This is a genomic window from Acinetobacter boissieri, assembly GCF_900096955.1.
GTDB classification, from domain to species: Bacteria; Pseudomonadota; Gammaproteobacteria; order Pseudomonadales; family Moraxellaceae; genus Acinetobacter; species Acinetobacter boissieri.
In genome coordinates, this window is the sequence record NZ_FMYL01000013.1 from 26,914 (window position 1) to 48,205 (window position 21,292).

At 38.6% G+C, this 21,292-nt stretch carries 18 protein-coding genes; 5 read left to right on the forward strand and 13 right to left on the reverse strand.

All coding sequences use genetic code 11. The annotated features are described in order from the left end of the window. Positions 1-3: 3 nt before the first annotated feature. Genes BLS38_RS11800 through cysM form a run of 4 tightly spaced genes read right to left on the reverse strand, consistent with a single transcriptional unit; the run spans position 4 to position 5,442 of the window. Positions 4-2,298, reverse strand: a complete 2,295-nt coding sequence (locus BLS38_RS11800; protein WP_092749846.1) for a RelA/SpoT family protein — start codon at positions 2,296-2,298, stop codon at positions 4-6. Positions 2,299-2,319: 21 nt separating this feature from the next. After that, positions 2,320-3,717 carry a 23S rRNA (uracil(1939)-C(5))-methyltransferase RlmD gene (rlmD, locus tag BLS38_RS11805; RefSeq protein WP_092749898.1) on the reverse strand — a complete coding sequence of 466 codons (1,398 nt, stop codon included), beginning with the start codon at positions 3,715-3,717 and terminating at the stop codon, positions 2,320-2,322. A 12-nt stretch (positions 3,718-3,729) separates the two neighbouring features. Then, on the reverse strand, positions 3,730-4,503 hold the full coding sequence (locus tag BLS38_RS11810) for a ribonuclease H-like domain-containing protein (RefSeq protein ID WP_092749848.1): 774 nt from the start codon (positions 4,501-4,503) through the stop codon (positions 3,730-3,732). Positions 4,504-4,509: 6 nt separating this feature from the next. After that, positions 4,510-5,442 carry a cysteine synthase CysM gene (gene cysM, locus BLS38_RS11815; RefSeq protein WP_092749850.1) on the reverse strand — a complete coding sequence of 311 codons (933 nt, stop codon included), beginning with the start codon at positions 5,440-5,442 and terminating at the stop codon, positions 4,510-4,512. 145 nt (positions 5,443-5,587) lie between these two features. Here cysM and BLS38_RS11820 point away from each other — a divergent pair, with 145 nt between their 5' ends. The 3 genes from BLS38_RS11820 (at position 5,588) to rsfS (ending at position 9,188) form a co-directional block, all read left to right on the forward strand. Then, on the forward strand, positions 5,588-8,389 hold the full coding sequence (locus BLS38_RS11820) for an ATP-binding protein (protein ID WP_092749852.1): 2,802 nt from the start codon (positions 5,588-5,590) through the stop codon (positions 8,387-8,389). Positions 8,390-8,509: 120 nt separating this feature from the next. Then, the gene (locus BLS38_RS13305) at positions 8,510-8,638 is read left to right on the forward strand and encodes a hypothetical protein (protein ID WP_280137760.1); all 129 of its coding nucleotides are present in this window, start codon (positions 8,510-8,512) and stop codon (positions 8,636-8,638) included. Between the two features lie 148 nt (positions 8,639-8,786). Next, positions 8,787-9,188, forward strand: a complete 402-nt coding sequence (gene rsfS, locus BLS38_RS11825) for a ribosome silencing factor (RefSeq protein WP_092749854.1) — start codon at positions 8,787-8,789, stop codon at positions 9,186-9,188. A gap of 98 nt (positions 9,189-9,286) precedes the next feature. On the opposite strand, the gene BLS38_RS11830 is transcribed toward rsfS, so the two are convergent. Genes BLS38_RS11830 through BLS38_RS11840 form a run of 3 tightly spaced genes read right to left on the reverse strand, consistent with a single transcriptional unit; the run spans position 9,287 to position 12,205 of the window. Continuing rightward, positions 9,287-10,738 carry an NAD(P)(+) transhydrogenase (Re/Si-specific) subunit beta gene (locus BLS38_RS11830; protein WP_092749856.1) on the reverse strand — a complete coding sequence of 484 codons (1,452 nt, stop codon included), beginning with the start codon at positions 10,736-10,738 and terminating at the stop codon, positions 9,287-9,289. Between the two features lie 11 nt (positions 10,739-10,749). Further along, complete coding sequence (locus tag BLS38_RS11835) at positions 10,750-11,067, reverse strand: proton-translocating transhydrogenase family protein (RefSeq protein WP_092749858.1); 318 nt, start codon at positions 11,065-11,067, stop codon at positions 10,750-10,752. Between the two features lie 10 nt (positions 11,068-11,077). Then, positions 11,078-12,205: an NAD(P) transhydrogenase subunit alpha gene (locus tag BLS38_RS11840; protein ID WP_092749860.1), complete on the reverse strand. Its 1,128-nt coding sequence runs from the start codon at positions 12,203-12,205 to the stop codon at positions 11,078-11,080. Positions 12,206-12,719: 514 nt separating this feature from the next. Between BLS38_RS11840 and msrA the strand changes: the two genes are divergently transcribed. Continuing rightward, on the forward strand, positions 12,720-13,238 hold the full coding sequence (msrA, locus tag BLS38_RS11845) for a peptide-methionine (S)-S-oxide reductase MsrA (protein ID WP_092749862.1): 519 nt from the start codon (positions 12,720-12,722) through the stop codon (positions 13,236-13,238). 34 nt (positions 13,239-13,272) lie between these two features. On the opposite strand, the gene BLS38_RS11850 is transcribed toward msrA, so the two are convergent. From BLS38_RS11850 to BLS38_RS11870, 5 genes are all read right to left on the reverse strand, one after another. Beyond that, complete coding sequence (locus BLS38_RS11850; protein ID WP_092749864.1) at positions 13,273-13,677, reverse strand: ExbD/TolR family protein; 405 nt, start codon at positions 13,675-13,677, stop codon at positions 13,273-13,275. Continuing rightward, positions 13,677-14,276 carry a MotA/TolQ/ExbB proton channel family protein gene (locus BLS38_RS11855; RefSeq protein ID WP_092749866.1) on the reverse strand — a complete coding sequence of 200 codons (600 nt, stop codon included), beginning with the start codon at positions 14,274-14,276 and terminating at the stop codon, positions 13,677-13,679. Before BLS38_RS11855 ends, BLS38_RS11850 begins: the two co-directional genes overlap by 1 nt. A gap of 31 nt (positions 14,277-14,307) precedes the next feature. Beyond that, entirely contained in the window at positions 14,308-15,069 is a 762-nt protein-coding gene (locus BLS38_RS11860) for an energy transducer TonB (RefSeq protein ID WP_092749868.1), read from the reverse strand. A 296-nt stretch (positions 15,070-15,365) separates the two neighbouring features. Continuing rightward, entirely contained in the window at positions 15,366-16,634 is a 1,269-nt protein-coding gene (locus BLS38_RS11865; protein ID WP_092749870.1) for a dicarboxylate/amino acid:cation symporter, read from the reverse strand. A 123-nt stretch (positions 16,635-16,757) separates the two neighbouring features. Beyond that, the gene (locus tag BLS38_RS11870; protein ID WP_092749872.1) at positions 16,758-17,624 is read right to left on the reverse strand and encodes an acyl-CoA thioesterase; all 867 of its coding nucleotides are present in this window, start codon (positions 17,622-17,624) and stop codon (positions 16,758-16,760) included. 240 nt (positions 17,625-17,864) lie between these two features. Between BLS38_RS11870 and plsB the strand changes: the two genes are divergently transcribed. After that, a complete protein-coding gene (gene plsB, locus BLS38_RS11875; protein ID WP_092749874.1) occupies positions 17,865-20,432 on the forward strand; it encodes a glycerol-3-phosphate 1-O-acyltransferase PlsB in 2,568 nt (855 codons plus the stop codon). A gap of 52 nt (positions 20,433-20,484) precedes the next feature. On the opposite strand, the gene BLS38_RS11880 is transcribed toward plsB, so the two are convergent. After that, the gene (locus tag BLS38_RS11880; RefSeq protein WP_092749876.1) at positions 20,485-21,282 is read right to left on the reverse strand and encodes an NAD(P)H-binding protein; all 798 of its coding nucleotides are present in this window, start codon (positions 21,280-21,282) and stop codon (positions 20,485-20,487) included. Positions 21,283-21,292: the final 10 nt, after the last annotated feature.

A 21,292-nucleotide genomic window follows, 5' to 3' on the forward strand; every position in this document is an offset into this window, starting at 1 on the left:
TGATTAATTACCTTGAATTAAACGTCTAGCACTAATAATGCCAGGTTGTTGCTCTAAACGTGCCAACAGCCGTGATAACTGTGCTAAGCCTTTCACCTCTATCATTAATTTCATATTTGCAATACCATCGCTCTCTGAAATGGTATTCACTTGCCGAATATTAATATTGTCAGAGAAAATGACTTGGGTCAGATCTTTTAACAAACCACGGCGGTCATAGGCCTCTACTACAATTTGTATACTTTGACCACGTGTGGGCTGTAATTCCCAATCTGCATCTACTGCACGTTCAGGTTCGTTGGTAATCATACGAATGTAATCCTGACAACCTTTTTTATGAATACTTACACCACGGTTCAATGTGATATAACCGCCAATCAGTTCACCATGGACAGGCTGACAACACTGTGCAATATTCAGCTCTACATTATCTAAACCATCAATTAAAATACCATGTGCAGATAGTGTATGGCTTGCCCTTGGGTTTAATGTGGGTTTGAGAATAAGCTCAGGTTCATCCTGATCTATATTCATATGGCGATTTACTTGGTTCATGAGTGCATGTAAACCAATGTCACCGTTGACCAAAGCCACTAAAATATCGTCACCTGTTTTCACATTAAAGTGATTGCAGTATTCATTCAGGTCAATACTTTTGGGATGTATTGCCAAACGTTGTAATTCTTTTGTGAGTAAATCACGTCCAACTTCAAGATTTTTACTACGGTCTTGTTGTCGAAACCAATGACGCAACTTATCTCTAGCACGTGCTGTTTTAATATATCCAAGCGAACTGACCAACCAATCACGGTTTGGCTCTCGGTCTTTTTTGGTAAAAATTTCGACCTGTTCACCTGTTTTTAAACTATAGGTCAGTGGCACATAACGTTGATTGACGCGCGCTGCATAGCAGTGATTACCCACTTCGGTATGCACATGATAAGCAAAGTCTAAAACAGTTGAGCCTCGTGGCAGTTCTTTAATATCACCATCTCGGCTGAAGACATAAATTTTTTCAAAGTCTTCAAAATCTTGTATATTTTCGTAGTCTTCTTCATCTTTAGCATGGGCACTGGCTTCATTACGCTCTTGGTAGTTTTCCAATACTGCACGTAATGAATGTAACCGATGATTAAATGAAAAATCTGTCGATTTTTCGCCTTCTTTATAATTAAAATGCGAACATACGCCCAATTCAGCTTCATTATGCATTTCGTGGGTACGAATTTGTATTTCTAACGAGCGTTGATCTGCAATGACTGCCGAATGCAATGAACGATATCCATTGGCTTTTGGGTTGGTAATATAGTCATCAAACTGATGTGGAATATGTCGCCAAATCTGATGCACAATACCTAAAACGTGGTAACACTCAGACACTGAATTGACCAATACACGTAATGCTCGAATATCGTAGAGTTGACCAAAACTTAAATCTTTACTTTTCATTTTACGGTAGATTGAGTAAATATGTTTTACTCGACCGCTAATATCCGCTTCAATATTTATTTTTTTTAGCTCGCTTTTTAAGCGGTTCACCACATCATCAATATACTGCTCTCGCTCTAGGCGTTTTTCATTGAGTAGCTTTGCAATTTCCTTATAACGATCCGGTGCAAGATAACGAAATGCAAGATCTTCTAGCTCCCACTTTAGTTGTGCAATACCCAAACGATGTGCCAATGGCGAATAAATCGTTAAAATTTCTCGGGCAACTCGCTCTTGGCGATCTTTAGGTGATTTTGCCAGATCTCTAAGCTCAAAAGTTCGTTCTGCAAGCTTAATTAAAACCACACGCACATCTTCAGTCACAGAAATCAGCATCTTATAAATGCCTGTGAGATGCTCACGCATATTATTATTAAAATGATCTTCTAAACGTTTATTTTGTTCAATCAGTTCTGACAACCGACCCATAGCGAGCGTGCCACGCACAAGGTCTAATACTTCTTTACCGTAGTTTAGCTCAACTTCTTCTAATGAGGTTCTTCCTTCCCTGACACTACGGTACAATACTGCAGCGCATAATGTTGCTTCATCTGCATATAAGTGCGCCAAAATATCTGCAACGCCAATACCTGTTACAAAAGTATTGTTTCGACTAGGAACAATTGCTTGCTGTTCTTTTTCTAGTGTATGTTTCGCAACATCTTCAAGCTGTTTCAATTCACTGCCGGTTTGAAGACGTACTCGATCTAACCACTCAGCAAGATCTTGTTGTTGTAAAGCATAACTTACAACACTTTCTTCTGTGAGTTGCGTCAGTCGTTCAGGTAATTGTTCACGTACCGTGACCATACCTATCTCCTATTAATTGCGTCATTCACTTTCGTTATTACATTGCTGTATTTTTTCAAATAAGGTAATCGACTCAACATGGCTCGTATGCGTAAACATATCCATCACCCCTGCCTGTTTAAGTCTATACCCTTTTTGCACGAGTATGCCTGCATCTCGTGCTAATGTTGCAGGGTCACATGAGACATAAACAATTCGTTTGGCATCAAAGTTGGCAATATATTGCATCACTTGTTCTGCACCAGAGCGTGGTGGGTCTATCAACAATGCATCAAAGCCTTGTTTCGCCCACGGCTGTTTTGAAAAATCTTGGGTCAGATCTTGTGCATAAAATTCAATATTTTTGAGCTGATTACGTATTGCATTTTCTCGTCCTCGCTCAACCATTGCCTCACTGCCCTCAACCGCAACCACATGCCCTTGCTCGCCTACACATTGTGCAATCGGCAATGAAAAATTACCTAAACCACAAAATAAGTCGAGTACTCGTTCTCCAACACGAAGATCAAGCAACTTACATGCCAAGTTAATCATTTGTTGGTTAACGCCATCATTAACCTGTGTAAAGTCTGTTGGTGCAAAGCCCAGTTGTAAACCAAAATTAGCCAACTGATAACTCAACCGCATCGGTGCATCTGTATCAATACGATGCACACTCCCTGCATCTTTAGGCTGTAAGTACAATTGCCAACGTTTTTGCTGTGCAAATTGTTGTAGCTTTTTCAGATCAGATGGCGGCAAAGGTGCAGTATGCCGAATCAATAAGGCAATCTCATGACTCCCCATAGACAACTCAATATGACCGATGTCTTTTCGAGCAGTTAAAATATTTAATAATTGATATACCTCGGGCAAGGCCTGATCTAACTCAACATCTAAAATTGGACAATGTTGTATAGGTACTAAACGATTGGTCTGTCTCGCACGAAAGCCCATTACCAATTTTTTTGATGAGTCAACATAACGCACGCCGATACGGGCACGGCGACGATAATCTTGACGCGTTGAGCGAATCGCAGGTAACCATACTTCAGGTGATAGACCTGAAAAATGCTGTAAGTGCGATGCTAACGTATTTTGTTTTACTCGAATTTGTTCATCGGCTTGCATATGTTGCAAGCTACAGCCACCACACACAGTAAAATGTTCACAGATCGGAGCTGTTCTATATATAGACGGTGCTGAAAGTAATGTAACCGTTTCTGCCTCTTCAAAACGCTTACTTTGGCGAATAATAGTTGCCGCCACACGTTCATCAGGCAAAGCAAACTGAATAAAGACTTTCTTACCATGTTTATCGACCGGATGATCTGCACTCTCATGATAATGGCTGATTCCACGCCCCTCGTGTGACAAGGCTTCAACTACAAAAGTATGCGTCGCTGTTGTGGTTTTGGCTTGGCGAGAATATTTCAAAATAGTACTCAAAAATTAATCATGAAAAAATGTACGACTGAGTGCCGTATGTTCAGCAACAACCTGCCAATGCATTAAAAAGTCATGCTGTTGCATGTGTGCTTTTAAACACACAATCACTTGTTGGATTGCTTCTTCATGCTGTGGCTGTGTTAACTGCCCTTTTAAAAGCACCCAACGTAAATAAATCAACCACGTTTGAATCACTGCTTGTTCAGCATTAACTTCTACAGGTGTGGTCATTTTATCACGAAATGGCAAGCCTAAAAATGCGGCAATATCATCTAATTTTTGAAAGTTTTGCCGATTAAACATCGACATACTATCCATTAAATCAATATGTTGCTGATGATATCTATTTTGATAGTTATTAAAACGGCGTTGCTGATCAATTTCACCTTGATCAAATAAGCGAGGCGCAGACAACCCATAATACATGGCTCTAAGCAAAATCACAGGTAAGTCAAACTGTGCCCCATTCCAACTGACCAAAATGGGATGTCTCTTCTCAAAAATAGATAGAAATTTTTCTAATATTTCTAATTCTGTGAGTTCTGTATGAGAAAATGAAAACAGTCTCAAACCTTTTTCATCAACCCAAAGCCCTGAAATACAAATAATTTTATGTAAAGGCAATCGATGAAAATCTGAGCCCGTTTCTTGACGACGTAGCTTATTCAATGCCTGTTCAATATCTTGTTCTGCTAAGTGGCTTAAACCATGCAAATGTGCGCCCGAAGTTAAATCAAGCGTCGTTTCGATATTAAATACTAAGATGGGTAACCGCATGATGCTTTACACCTCATCTTGTATAGAAAACAAACCTGTCGATAAATAACGGTCTCCTCGGTCACAAATAATACATACAATTACAGCATCAGGGTTTTCTTGGGCAATTTTTAAAGATGCCCATACAGCACCACCGGATGACACACCTGAAAAAATACCTTCATGTTTTGCTAAAGCACGCATGGTCTTTTCCGCTTCAATTTGAGGAATATCTATAATGCGATCTACACGTTGTGCATCAAAAATTGTGGGTAAATATTCAGTTGGCCAACGGCGAATCCCTGCAATACTTGCGCCTTCATTGGGTTGCAATCCTACAATTTGAATATTTGGATTTTGTTCTTTTAAATATTTAGACACCCCCATGATGGTGCCAGTTGTTCCCATCGCACTCACAAAATGAGTAATTTTTCCTTGGGTTTGTTGCCAAATTTCAGGGCCGGTTGTTAAGTAATGTGCATTGACATTGTCTGGGTTACCAAATTGATTTAGTACCACACCTTGCCCTTTTTCTTGCATGGCCAGTGCCAAATCTCTTGCACCCTCCATTCCTTGCTCAGGTGTCACTTCAATGAGCTTAGCACCATATGCTAACATCGCATCTTTACGCTCACTGCTCATATTATTTGGCATAATGAGCGTCATATGATAACCCCGCATTGCGGCAACCATAGCTAAAGCGATTCCTGTGTTGCCACTGGTGGCCTCTATGAGAGTATCGCCTGGTTGAATATCACCTCGTTTTTCAGCCTGTAAAATCATATTATAGGCAGCACGATCTTTGACTGAACCTGCAGGGTTATTACCTTCTAGCTTGGCTAAAATGGTGGCCTGAGTTGTTACAGATAAACGTTGCAAACGCACTAAGGGCGTGTGCCCCACATAATGGTCTAAAAGAAATTGTTCTTCTGCAAAAAAATTAGGCTGATTTTGGCTCATAGTCGTTACATTTTTCTCGTTACACTTATTGTATGAAAAAAAGCACAGCACTGCACTCTTTTCACATTCTTTATTGGTCGTATGCTTCATCACATTAAGCACAAACATGCTAAAATAAAAGAAAGTAAGCCTCTTAAATTGAGTCATGGCAAAATACAAAAAAAATATTTTACAGCAACTTCCACTCAACCATGCATATGGTCAGTTGGTATTACTTATTTTCATACCGATTGCAATTTTAGCGATGGTCAGTACCTATTTTGTACTCAAAGAAACTCGGGAGTCTGCTCAAGAGCAACAACGCTATGCAGCAATTACAATTCTAACCCGTTACCAACATACTGCACAGTTACTTTTTGAAACAATAGAAAAAAATCCAGCATTCAATAGTCGAGCGCAAAGTATTTTACAGCGCATGCTGAGTGATTCATACGTACAACGTGTTGCACTCATAGACCAAAACAATCAAATTTTGCTGAGTATTGGCAACAGAAATGACCTATCTTGGCCTGCAATTCAAAGTCAGCATAGCGTTATTGGCCCAATATCTAACCATGGTAATAGCGTTTATGCACAAAAACTTAAAACCAACCATCTAGATCAACAACGTTGGTTGGTTATTTCTTTAGACAACCAACCCTTAGAATTAGCCCACTATCATATTTTAGTCGCAATTATTATTACTATATTTATTACATTGCTCCTATTAATGATGTGCCTAAATTTTTACTCTCGGCGCTGGGTTGCACCGCTATATGAGATTCGCATGCAGTTACAGCGAGTACATGCCGACAACTTAGATGAACCCATTACACAACAAAGTAGCAGTGAGCTACAACTGCTTGAAAAAGATCTCGAACACACTTTTCAACGCTTACACCACAGTTTTTTAGAACTCAGAGATCATACAGAACAAACAGAAGATGATTTACGGCGTACTTTAGATACGCTTGAAATGCAAAATATCACCTACAGACAAGCACGTGACCAAGCCGTGTCTGCAAATCAATCGAAATCTGTTTTTCTAGCCAATATCAGTCATGAATTACGCACACCACTAAATAGTATAGATGGTTTTATTCATTTGATGCTCAGACAAAGCAACTTGACCAACGACCAAAACTTATACTTACAAACCATTAGAAAATCTTCAGCACACTTATTGGCTTTAATAAATGATGTACTTGATTTTTCTAAAATTGATGCAGGGAAACTTGAACTAGAAACCGCATCTTTTGATTTAGAAGAAACCATGTTTGATGTCATGGATATGTTGTCGCCATTGGCCGCTGAAAAAAATATATACATGGCTTTTTACTTTGCACCAGAACTACCACAACGTGTTATTGGTGATGCTCTTCGCTTTAAACAAATTTTAACCAACCTAATTTCAAATGCGATTAAATTTACTTCTAGCGGTGAAATCATTGTAAATAGTAAATTACAAACCACCAATAGCAAACAGTGTCATGTCTATTTTAGCGTACAAGACAGTGGTATTGGTGTGAGCGAAGATGATCAAAAAAAGCTATTCGACTCATTTTCACAAGTCGATACATCTATTACACGTCAATTTGGGGGCACAGGACTTGGGCTTGCTATTTCCAAGCAACTTGTACAAATGATGCATGGTGAAATTGGCTTTGAAGATAACCATATGAAAGCCACTTCAGACAAAGGATCCACATTTTGGTTTACGGCACTCTTTGAAATAGAGCAAGCAAAACAACATACTGAACAGCTATCGAATATTCATGTTATTTCGTTTATTTCTCATACCAAAACCGCTTCTATACTCAACCAATACTTAAGTAACGATCATATAAATCATCAAGCCAGTAGCTCAATCTTAGATCTATTCAGTCGCTTAAGCCAGCTTCAAACTCATAAAAATACATGGGTTATTGTAGACCATGGTGGAGATACGCATACACTACTCAAAGAAATTCGTTCTCGTTACCAAGGACATCTGGCCATTTATGGTTATCAAATGTCACTAGAACCGAGTGTACTGGCTTATTATGAAGCGACACCTTTATATCAGCCACTCAGTAGACATGCCCTATTACAAACACTTAAAAATCAAAAAGCCAACACACCAAAACAACAAACTTTTGATGGACAAGGTTTACATATCTTGGCGGTAGATGACCATTTACCAAATTTAATTGTACTAGAAGCTTTGCTTGGTGAACTCCAAGTCAAAACCACCAAGGCACTCAGCGGACAAGATGCACTCAATCTGATTAAACAACATTGGCAACAAAATACACCATTTGATTTAGTTTTTATGGATATTCAAATGCCTGTCATGTCTGGTATTGATACGACACGTGCGATTCGGTCACTCGAATCAACGCTTGAAAATACAAACACCACATTGCCAATTATTGCGCTCACTGCACATGCTCTTTCTGATGAGAAAGAAAAGTTATTGACCGTAGGTATGAATGATTATGTAACAAAACCTATTCAAATTGAGCAACTTATACATATTCTAACGACTTGGACAAATAGTCAACGCTTTGAGCAAAGAACGCCTCAAAAGCACTTACAACATGATCAGAATATAGATATTACCATTTTGGACTGGGCACAAAGCGTACGACTCGCTGCAAATAAAGAAGAATTGGCAATAGATCTTCTGAAAATGCTGATTGATAGTTTTGATACCGAAATTGAAGAAATGTGTTTACTCATTGAGTTGGAAGACTTTCCACAACTTGAACATGTTTTACACCGTTTATATGGCGCAACACGCTATGTAGGTACTACACGTTTACAGCAAGTTACTGGGGATTTTGAACAATTTATTTCAACTTTACGTAAACAACAGCGTAAAGCAGATGAAAATTTTATACAAGAAACCTTACAACGGTTTAATGAACTCAAAGGCGTGATTGAACAGACCACTATAGCGGCTCAACATAAAATACACCAAATATAATTCAAATGAATCAATAAAAGATATTATATTTAAAAATAAAAATTGTGACTATTGTCACACTATAGAAGTTATCGTATGATAATGATATGCAGGAAAAATCTACTATAGTGTCAGTATATTATGAAAAAAATGCTTACGGTCTTGGTATTACTACTCGCAACACCCTTTAGTTTAAATACATCTCACCATTCGAGTATGTTACCGTTAGATAAATACATCACTGTGGCAACAACACACACTGAAAAATGAATATAAAATAATTTTCAATTAAGCTTTTCTATCTAGCGATAGATCATTAAAGATAATTTATCTGTGTTTTATCTGTACAATAATTGAATTTTTCAACTAAAAAAGCTATATTACTCGGTCAACCATATATTTGGAAAAATGAAGTTTTATGAATTTAGAACCATCGCCCAGCGCTTCTAATTCTCACGACAATTTAGGTCAAGTGCAATCTCAAGACGTACAAGACTGTTTAAAAGTTATACATGAAGCACTTACAGATGTAAAAGCAAAAGATATTCTTGAGCTCGACATCAGCAGTATCAGCAATGTTGCAGATGCAATCGTGATTGCGAGCGGTACATCAACACGCCATGTCAAAGCATTGGCAGACAATGTTGCTGACGAAGCTCGTAAAGCAGGCTTTCGCCCAATAGGTATTGAAGGTGAACGTGATGCAGAATGGGTACTTGTCGATTTAGGCCATATCGTTGTACACGTCATGCTCCCAACCGCAAGACAGTTTTATGACTTAGAAAGCTTGTGGCGTGCAACAGAGCGAACGACTCGCTAAGAAATAGATACCGTAATAAAAAAAGCCACATAAATTGTGGCTTTTTTTATTACTTAAATCAATATAAGGCTTTATTGAGACATAAAGCCTTAACCATATTAATGACCAGAGCCATTCACTGATTTCGTCATATCTTCTACAACTTTTTTTGCATCACCAAAAATCATCATAGTTTTTTCATCATAGAACAAGTCATTATCTAAACCTGCATAACCTGTTGCCATAGAACGCTTAATCACCATGATTGTACGCGCTTTATAAGCTTCTAAAATTGGCATACCATAAATTGGAGAATTCGGATTATCTTTCGCTGCAGGGTTAACCACGTCATTTGCACCAATCACTAAAACGACATCTGTTGCAGGAAAATCTGAGTTAATCTCATCCATTTCCAAAATGTCTTCGTAAGGTACATCTGCTTCTGCAAGCAAAACATTCATATGGCCTGGCATACGACCTGCAACAGGGTGAATTGCGAAACGCACTTTCACGCCTTGTTCTTTTAATACAATAGAAAGCTCTTTAACTGCATTTTGTGCACGACCTTGCGCCATACCATAACCCGGTACAATCACAACGCTGTCTGCATTTGACATTAAAAAGCCCGCATCATCAGCAGAACCTGAACGATGGTTTCTTTCAACCTGTGCACCTTGTGTTGCAGCCGCTGCACCACTGGTCATTGCACCACCAAAAAGTACATTAATAATGCTACGATTCATGGCTTTACACATGATGTAAGATAAAATTGCCCCAGATGAACCAACCAATGAACCTGCAACAATGAGCATATTGTTTTCTAAAGTGAAACCAATACCCGCTGCCGCCCAACCAGAAAACGAGTTTAACAGAGACACCACAACTGGCATGTCACCACCACCGACTGGCGCGATCCAAACCCAACCAAAAGCGAGTGCAAAAACAGTCATTAACCAAAATGCAGTCATATTGCCACTTGTAAAGAAGTAAGCACCGCAACCCAACATGACAATAAACAAAATCGCTTGTAGTGGCTTAACCCAACCACCAGAGATCGTTTTCGCCCATTTTTTTGCAGCCAATTTACCATAAGCAAATAAAGACGCTGTAAAAGTAATTGCCCCAACAAAACACCCAACAAACAGTTCAAAGAAATGAACTTTACTCATGTGAGATTCTTCAATACCTGCATGCTTTAAAACATCTGCATTTTCACTGAATAAAGCCACTAAATGATTGTTATGCAAAATTGCAGCAACTGCAATAAGTACTGCAGACAGACCAACCAATGAGTGCATCAAAGCCACAGTTTCAGGCATTTGTGTCATCGGTACTGTACGGGCACGGGAAATCCCCACGATTGCACCAAGAACCATTGGTACTAAAATCAACCACACAACCACATGATCAACTACAAAAAATGTCGTTACTACCGCAATTGCCATTGCAACCATGCCGTAGGTATTACCACGAATCGCAGTTTTTGGGCTAGATAAACCGCGTAGCGTTAAAATAAATAATATTGCACCAATCAGATAAAACCAACCCGCACACTCTCGAATAAATTCCATGATTTAGCCCCTTAGTTTTTCTTTTGTTTTGGCTTAAACATTTCTAGCATACGTGCGGTTACCGCAAAGCCACCAAAAATATTAATACTTGCCAAAAATACAGCAACAGCACCTAAAATACTGACCACATTTACGCTCTGAAATGCAACATTGGCATCTATACCTAATACAGGTAAGCCTGTGGTCTGAATCATTGCCCCAACAATCACAATAGAAGACAATGCATTGGTCACTGCCATTAATGGCGTATGTAATGCAGGTGTCACGCCCCAAACAACATAGTAGCCGACAAAAATTGCCAAGACAAAAATAGTAATTGTTTCAATCATACCTATCTCCTTAACCTCGTTTTAGCAATAATTGGCCGTCATGTGCCACTAATAATGCTTTTTGAATTTCATCATCTAAATTAATTTTAACTTTTTGATTCTCATCAAACAAAGTACTTACAAAATTAAAGACATTACGTGAATACAAAGCAGATGCTTCTTTTGCCACAGTAGAAGGAATGTTTGGTACACCTAAAATTTTAACGCCGTTTTCAGTCACAACGGTTTCGTTCACAGCAGAGCCTTCAACATTACCACCCGTTTCTACTGCCATATCTAAAATCACAGAACCCGCTTTCATTTTTGCAATGGTAGCCGCATGAATCAAACGTGGTGCATTACGACCAGGTAGGAGCGCTGTTGTAATCACAATATCTGCATTACTCACCGCTTTGTCTACAATCACAGATTGATCTTTAATGTACTGCTCACCAGGCATCCAACCATAGCCATTTTTCAATGCATCGTCAGCACGTTGTTGCTCTTCTGGTGACATGGGTACATCTAACCACTTACCACCCAAAGACTCGACTTGATCTTTAGCTGTTGGGCGTAAGTCAGTTGCTTCAACCACTGCACCTAAACGTTTTGCTGTTGCAATGGCTTGTAGACCTGCAACACCAACGCCCATAATCACAACTCGTGCAGGTTTTACTGTACCTGCAGCGGTCATTAACATAGGAAATAAGCCTTGATACTCAGTCGCAGCTAACAATACTGACTTATAACCAGATAAGTTTGCTTGTGATGACAGCACGTCCATATTTTGTGCACGAGACAATGTTCGTGGTAACAGTTCAAGTGAAAATGCAGAAATACCTTGTTTTGCAAAATCATCTAATTCAGTGTTACGAAATGGATCAAACATCGCAACCACAATGGTACCAGCTGCTATCGCTTTAATTTCATCACCAAAAGGCGCTCTTACTTTTAAAATAATGTCACTGTTTGGGTATGCATTATCTACAATAACAGCACCTACTTGTTCATAGGCTGTATCGACATAGGCTGAGTGGGTGCCTGCACCACGCTCAATAACAACACGATGACCAGCACCAATCAACTTTTTTACCGTTTCTGGTGTTGCTGCCACACGCTTTTCATCTGCTACAACTTCAGTTGGTATTCCAATCTGCATGAGTATTCCCCAAGCTAATGTAATTGTTTAAACATGACGGTTTGTAGTTCTCACTACTTTTCCGTGACTCATCTATTGCTTCGACTCTATGCATTTTACACAAAAATACGACCCATTATTTATTTTATAAATGAGCAGTATTTTTAGATCAACTTTTATTGCACATGACAAAGTAGGTATAATATCAAGGTTTAACTTCTAGATTAGCTAAAATTTATCGTTAAATACAATTAGCCTTTTGTCTTAACAGATCAATTATCTATAAAATAAATTGATCACTTCTTCTTGCCTAATTTTTATCAGGCCAGCCATTTTTTACTAAAGTCATATTTTGCAACAAGTCTCACATGATGATGACTATGCGCAGACTCTGATTAAAATTAAATACAATAATCGTGGTATATAGCACTCCTCAATGCCAATACAGCAAACCTGATTTACCATTTTTCTATATAAAAAATGCTAGAAAAAAGTAAAATATTAATTAATATTCAGCGATATGATGGGATAAAGCATGAAAAAGGCAATGTTTGGTGGTGGTTGTTTTTGGTGTATAGAGTCTGTTCTTTTAGAACTTAAAGGCGTTCATCACGTTGAAAGTGGTTATGCAGGCGGCCAAAGTACCAATCCAACTTATGAGCAGGTCTGTGGTGGAACAACTGGGCATGCCGAAGTTGTTTATGTGGAATTTGATGAACACGTCATTCATTACCAAGATTTACTCAATGTATTTTTTGGCATGCACGATCCAACTACACTGAACAGACAAGGAAATGATGTAGGTACACAATACCGCTCTGTTATATATTTCTATGATGAGTCACAAAAAAACATTGCAACGACAATGGTCAATGATTTAATTGCAGAAGGGCTTAACGTTGTCACAGAGATACAACCTGTGTCTAACTACTACAAAGCAGAAGAGTACCACCAAAACTTCTATGCAAAAAATCCAGAACAAGGCTATTGCAACTTTGCAATTCCACCTAAACTACTCAAGTTACGCCAAAAATTTCAGCATTTACTTAAATAGACACAAAAAAGGAGGCTTTTTAGCCTCCTTTTTATTAGTTTTCACTCATAAAAGATAGATCGCTTAAACCAGCTTCGCTCGCACGAGACATCACTTGAGCCACTGTATCATAACGAGATTCTTTATCTGCCCTTAACTGAACTGTTGGTTTTTGATCAGCTTTTCCAGCATCTTGAAATCTTTTTGCTAACTCATCAAGTGTAATTACTTCAGAGTTCCAAGCAACCTCGCCTTTCGCATTAATACTAATGGTAATTGCTTTGGGTGGCGGTGTTGTTATTTCCGCTGTTGTTTTGGGTAAAGTCAACGGAATAGATGGATTAGACACTGTCGCTGTGACCAAAAAAATGATCATTAAAACGAGCATAATATCAATCAATGGAATGAGGTTCATTTCATTCATGCCAGAATCTTGATCTTCACCCAATTGAAAGCCCATTAAGCATCTCCTCTCGCTTGAGGTTGTATTACTTTCGAATCTTGTTGCAACATCGTATTAATCAGTAAATGATGTGCTTGATCTTGTAAACCATGCGATAGTGCGCGATTACTACGCAAGCAGATGTTGTAAGCCAATACTGCAGGAATTGCAACAGCAAGACCAAAACCAGTCATAATTAAAGACTCACCTACTGGTGTTGCCACTTGAGCAAGTCCTGCTTGCCCTGTACTACCGACAGCAACAAGTGCATGAAAAATACCCCATACTGTACCAAACAAGCCTACAAAAGGAGCAAGTGAAGCAATTGTTCCCAGCACAGGTACACCTTTTTCAATGCCTGTTTTCTGCTCTGAAATTTCACGCAATAATGCTTGTTCAGCAACAGCTTTACGCTGTTCAAAAGTCAAATTTGAAAGCTGTGCTTTTAACTGCGTTAAAGACTGCTCTAAACGAGCAAATGCTGTTTGCTTAAGTTTTTGAGTCCCAATCAAGCGTACAAAAAAGACAGTCCATGTAATAATAGACATGCTTAATAGTACAAAATAAAGGGTTTTACTTACTGCATCTGCACTTTGCCAGTACACTGAAAAATTCATTACTCTGTTCCTAATTTATTAGCAATATTAATTAGCTTAAGTCAAATGGTTGTTGTGCTTTAATCGGATAAGCAACGCCATTTTCCATATATGGTTTAAATTTTGCACCACGTACAGCACGTAGTATTTTTTGGTCAAGCGCAGGAATCCCTGAACTTTTCACAACAGTCACACTAATAATTTTACCTTTCTCATCTGCCTCAATTAATACCACAATTGAACGAGGCGAACCTCTTAAATCATTTTGATCATATGATGGTTTTGGAGAAAGGCTCCATTGCACACCACTCCCACCAATACTGACACTTTTCGGTGTTTTTTCTGCAGGTTCTGCAGCAGGTGCCGGTTGAGGCGTTGGCGTTGGTGCAGGATCTGGCTGTGGCACTGGCTTTGTTTCAACGGTAGATACCACTGGCGGAACAATGACAGGTTGCGGTTTTTCAACCTGCTGAACTTCTTTTTTGGGTTGCTCAGCTTTTTTAACTTGCTGTACTTTTTCTACTTTCTTAGGCGGTGGCGGTGGATTCTTAACAATTTTAACCTCTTTCACCTCTTTTTTAGGCTTAGGGGGTTCTTTAGGTTTTGGCGGTTGTGGTTTTGGCGGTTGTTGAATTTTCACAAAATGTGCTTGTATTGGCTCTTTTTTCACAACTTTTACGTGATGTGGTTTCATTTGCCCTAACGCCCACAAAACCGCAATATGACCAACCACTACAGCTGTGAAAGCGGCACCCACTTTAATTTTCATATTTTTAGGAGAATGTTTTGTATTTAACACAGAGGAGTGACTCATAGCACAATAGTGACCTTGTTATATGATCTGTTGAACGGTTATATCACCGTACGCATAATTAGATGATACCATTTATCTATAATAAATGAGAAGTGTTTTCATTTGCAACCTATTTTTTGCAGACATTATGTTGCTCTACATATTTATCTGAACATCAAATATATTGCGCATAATGTATAGTTATAACATAACAAATACAATCTTAACTAATGGGTTTGTTTCTTCATTTTTAACGTATGTAAAGAAAATACACTGTTAAACCCATTATTTATAAAGATTTAACAGTGTGTAATTTTTTATGTAGATGCAACATCTTTGGTTGGTAAGTGATCAATATTTTCATCTCTAGTATAACGGTCAACGACAACGCTCACCATCATATCTCCCTCAACATTGACCATCGTTCTTACCGTATCTAAAACACGGTCTATCGGTAATAAAATGGCAATTGCTTCTGCAGGTAATCCAACAGATTGTAATACCATAATCATGGTGACCATGCCCGCACTTGGTATGCCAGGTGCACCAAGAGAAGCAATCATAGCGGTTAAACACACAATAATTTGTTGCGTTAGACTTAACTCTAATCCCACTAAGTTTGCTACAAATAATGCAGCTGCCGCTTCATATAAAGCAGTACCATCCATATTTAAATGTGACCCTAAAGGAATTACAAACCCTGTAATTTTAGGGCGAACACCTAAGTTCTCTTGTGCACATTTCATACTTAAAGGCATAGTTGCAGAGCTAGAACTCGTCGCAAAAGCGGTAATAAGTGCTAAACGAGCACCTTTGAAAAATTTGATGGGTGACATTCTGCCAAAAATCCAGAGTAATGTCGGCAGTACAATAAGACCATGAAATAATGTTGTACCTGTAACAATACCGGCAAATTCAGCAAGACGGCTAATGACTGAAAGGTCCTCTTTTGCAATTAATTTAGCCAACAGTGCAAAAATACCAAACGGCGCTAACTTCATGATCCAAGACACAAGCATCATCACTAAATTAAAAAACTCTTCATTAAAGGTTCTAATGTGTTGAAACTTGTTACCACCATAAACCAATGCTAAACCAATCAGCATAGCAAATACGACGACAGACAAAACATTCCCATCGCTGAATGCTTTAAATGGATTAATTAAAGTATTTTGAATAAAGTTAGTAAAAAATGATGACGTATCTAGGCTTTGAGCAGGACTGTGATATTGGTCCATTGCATGCTTAAATAACGAGACATCCATACCTTTGCCGACTTCAAAAATATGGGCACAGGTGAGGCCTAAAATTAAAGATAAACTCATTGTGGTGAAACTACACATGAGCGTCACTTTCCAGACTTTACCCAATTGCTTACCTGATTCTAGACTCGCAACCCCGACGACAATTGATGTAAAAATAAGTGGTACAAGGAGCATTTTCAAACAGCCAATGAAAATACTACTCATAATACTTAATCCATAAATACTGTTGCTAAACAACGCAGTATCAGGATAAACACGCAGAACACAACCAACAACAACCCCAAGTAGTGCTGCGATAAAAATTTGGCTATTTAGACTCATAATTGTCCATTTTTATCTTGTTTTAATGTTTCATCATATAACATTGGTTAAAATTTGCATTATTTTTTTTATACTATTATATGAATTTTTTCATTAAAACAGCACTTTAGTGTACTTTACAGATTAGCTCTCACGCATCCGCATAAGTCCCTCTTGTACAGTGCTACATACAAGCTCACCATCTTGCCACATATAACCATAATTCATACCTCGAGCATTACCAGTCACAGTCGCTTCCATATCATAAAGGACCCACTCATCTGCACGCATTGGCTTATGAAAATAAATGGCATGATCAATACTTGCGCACTGAATGTTCGGAGATAAGTAACTCAAACCATGTGGTCGAAGTGCTGTAGTCATCAATACGAAGTCAGAATAAAAGGCAACAATCGCTTGATGCAACGCGACTTGGTCCTGTTCCCCCTTTAAAGAATCATGCGTTTTTACGTAATGTGCATACAACGGTTCTGCAGGTTTTGGTTTAAAGAAATTACGTACATCACTCAAAGGTTTAAGCTCAATATGCCGTTCACGTATAAAACTAGGCTTGAGTGGTTCTGGAATAAAACGCATCATACTTTCTTTAATTTCTTGCTCACCTTGCAAAGTATCTGGATGAGGATAGTCTGGTTGTTTTTTTTGATACTCTAAACCTTCCTCTATAGATGCAAATGAAATGAGTGCTGTAAAAATCGTCCGCCCATATTGAATCGCACGTACTTGGCGACTCACAAAGCTCTGTCCATCTCTTAAGCGTTCGACTTCGTAAGTAATGGGTTCATTAATATCGCCACCACGTAAAAAGTAACCGTGCAACGAATGTGCAGGGCGATCGGTCGTATATGATGCCGCACGTAATGCTTGACCTAAAATTTGGCCGCCAAATACTCGCTTACCAATAAAGTCACGACTTTGGCCAAGGTACCTATTTTCATCTAGTTTTTCTAACGTTAAAATTTCGATTAGTTCTTGCGTTAACCTAGTCATTCTTACTCAGCTATTCATTACTATTTTTAAAGTGGGTGTATTAGATCATTTTTTTATTGCCCTGTATTTTGCCATTTATTCCACTTTTTGACTATTTTCATTCATCTTCAATGGCATTTTTTATAGTTTTACTGTCTTAAAAGATACATTTTGGGTAAAATCAGCGCTTCGAGTGTATGTTACCCATCTAGTTTTTCTTGTATTCATCAGAAAAACTTAGGTGTTTATGAGGAGTTTTTCATGCCCAAGCGCAGTTTTGGTCAAATCTATCGTAGATTATCAAGTAAAGTACTTGACCTAGTGGTTAAACCACGAGTTCTTGGAGATGTACCTACACTTCATATCGCAGAACAAGTGACACCTCAAAACAACGATATTAAAACTGTGGTGTGCTATGTTTTACAAACATATTCTAGAAGTAATGCTTTAGTACTTGACGGCGAAACACGGCGTTTAAAACTGCATCCTGCACTTGAACCACTCCAACTCGAACAGCACCGAGAAAACACATCAGTCTTTTTTTTACAACATCAAGACACCAGTTATTTAGCAAAGCATAAGCATGCCCTCCCCCCTAAGCTCGTGCGTTTAATTGACTTTATTGAAGCCAACCCAGATATCGATATTCAACTTATTCCTGTAACGGTTCTATGGGGACGCTCGCCGGACAAAGAAAACTCTTTATTTAAATTACTGTTTACCGATACATGGGCCACACCAAGCAAAGTCAAACAATTGGTCAATATTGGACTACATGGTCGGCAAACTTTTTTAGAATTTCACCATCAGCATTCTTTACGTGCACTTATTACCACAGCAAAACAAACTCATCCGAACCTTTCACCAGCAACGTATATTGTTAATCATTTAAATCAATATCTTGACCGCCAACGTGAGGCAGTGCTTGGGCCCGATTTATCTGACCGCCGCAACGTCATTCAATCATTGATGAAATCACCCGATTTAGAAGAATCTATTCGCCGTGAAAGTATTCGCAGTAAAATCAGCTTATTTGAAGCACAGCGCAGAGCAGTTGGATACATCAATGAAATCGTGTCTGATTATTCTTACTCGACCATACGTTTTGGTGACATGGCACTGACTCGACTGTGGACACAACTCTATGACGGCGTTGAAGTACATAACTTTAATACAGTAAGAGAGTTAGCGAAAGACTACGAAATTATTTACACCCCATGCCATCGCAGTCATATCGACTATTTACTTTTATCTTACATTATTCATCGTCGTGGCCTCATGGTGCCGTATATTGCTGCAGGCGATAATTTAAATTTACCGTTGGTCGGTCAATTTCTACGTGGTGGTGGTGCCTTTTTTATTCGTCGTTCATTTCGTGGTAATGGACTATATACATCTGTTTTTAAAGAATATTTATATAGCATTGTCTCTCGAAATACGCCTTTAGAATATTTTATTGAAGGTGGTCGCTCTAGAACAGGCCGTCTACTGCCACCTAAAACGGGTATGCTGGCCATGACGGTACATAGCCACTTGCGTAACAAAGGTAAAAATAAACCAATTGTGTTTATTCCAACGTATATTGGCTATGAACGCCTTATGGAAGGCGCAACTTATATTGGCGAGCTACAAGGTAAACCTAAAGAAGCTGAGTCAGTTTTGGGCTTAATCAAAACCGTTCGTAAAATTGAGCGCATTTTTGGGCAAGTACACCTCAACTTTGGTGAGCCTGTGTTCTTAGATGACATGTTAAAACAGCACCAAGCAGATCATATTCGTATTGAAAAAAATGACGACCCTATTCCAACCGAAGTGTCTGAAGCGATTACCAGCTCTGCATATCAAATACTCGAGAAAATTAATAATGCTGTAGTGATTAACCCTGTCACATTATTATCACTCATTTTACTTTCAACAGAAAAACATACTGTCAGTGAAGAGTTGTTAATAAAACAGCTCAACACCTACCTCAGCATCGTTCGAGAAGTACCATACGATGAACGCACTGAAATCACTCCGTTTTCAGGTCAAAAAATTATTGAGCATGGTTTGAAACTCAAACTCATTCAGCGTGTACCGCATGCACTCGGTGATATTATTGCGATCGCAGATGATCAAGCAGTACTACTGACGTACTTTAGAAATAATATTTTACATGCATTTATTTTGCCGTCTCTGATTGCTTCTTTGGTCGATTTAAACGGTGAAATTGCACGAACTGACCTTGTTAATGTCATGGTGACACTGTATCCATTTTTAAAAGCTGAGCTGTTTACAAAATGGGACAGCACAACCCTTGCACCTGCAATTGAACAATATATAGATCAGCTAATTAAAGTAGGGATCATCAGCACAGATGACAATATTCATCTGATCAGTCCAAAACCGAATACAGAAACCCATGACCAGATTTTAATTTTGGCAGGCTCTGTCAAACAAAGTCTTGAACGCTACTACATGATTTTAGCGATTATTACGCAACGTGGTTCTGGAAATATTTCTGTCAAGCAAGTGGAAGATTTAGGCTATTTGCTCGGGCAACGCCTATCTGTACTGTACGAATACAACTCACCCGACTTTTTTGATAAATCGCTCTTTCAAAGTTTCTTAAAAGTACTCACGCAAAAAGGCTATATTCGTGTACAACAAGGCCTAATTGAATTTGATCAATACTTAACTAAAACAGCGCAATATGCCAATTTAGTGTTAGATGATACTAAGCTGAATATGCTCAAACACATTACTCAGTTTAGTGATACAGAGTTACAAGAAGCGCTGAGTGCTTTGGCCGCAGACAATGCCAAACGGCGCTCTCGCAAAAAAAAATAAGCGTATTCAGCGATAGGCACTCAAACATTGAGTGCCTATTTTACATTTGGCATTATGCCTTTAATTGTTCTAAATACACATCAAAGCAATTTGGATGCTCAAACTCAAAGCCTAACTCCTGTAAATGTGTGGCATAAATTTTTTTACCTGTTTCAGCCATTGACTCATACTCAAGTAACGGCAGCCCACATTGTCTTTGGAACCACATTAAAACCTCATGTAATGGATACGGTTTTGAATCACTGACAATATAATGCGACTTCATCAAATCTAATGTCGCCAAAACTGCCAAAAACCGTGCTAAATCGTTTATATGTATGCGATTAGTCCAATGTAATTGTTCATAGTACGTTGTGTTTTGAGCAAGTTTACGCATACGATTTATACTGGTGCCATAAATACCTGATGGCCGCACAATCACACAACGTTCCGCAAAAGCCTGAATATAAGCCTGTTCCATGTCATATAAAATTTGACCTTGTTCATCATTCACAGCCACAGCAGTATCATCATTTACCGTACCACCAACATGCCCGTTATACACACGCGTAGAAGACACGACAATACAGCGCTGTATTGGGTGCTGATGCAAGGCCTGAATAATCGCTTTCGCACTATTCAAATACGTATCTTTATAGCTCTGTATACTACGTTCTTGAGGGCTTAATAAAATATACACACAATCAATCGAATCTAACCGACTTAAATCAATCTGAGCAACATCTTGGCATAAATGAGAAATATCTGTTTTTTTTGTACGACTGAGCGCAGTAATTTGGTGACCTTGTGCAAATAAATGTTTTGCAACACGCTGGGATGTTTTACCATAACCTATAAATAAAATATGCATGATATGACCT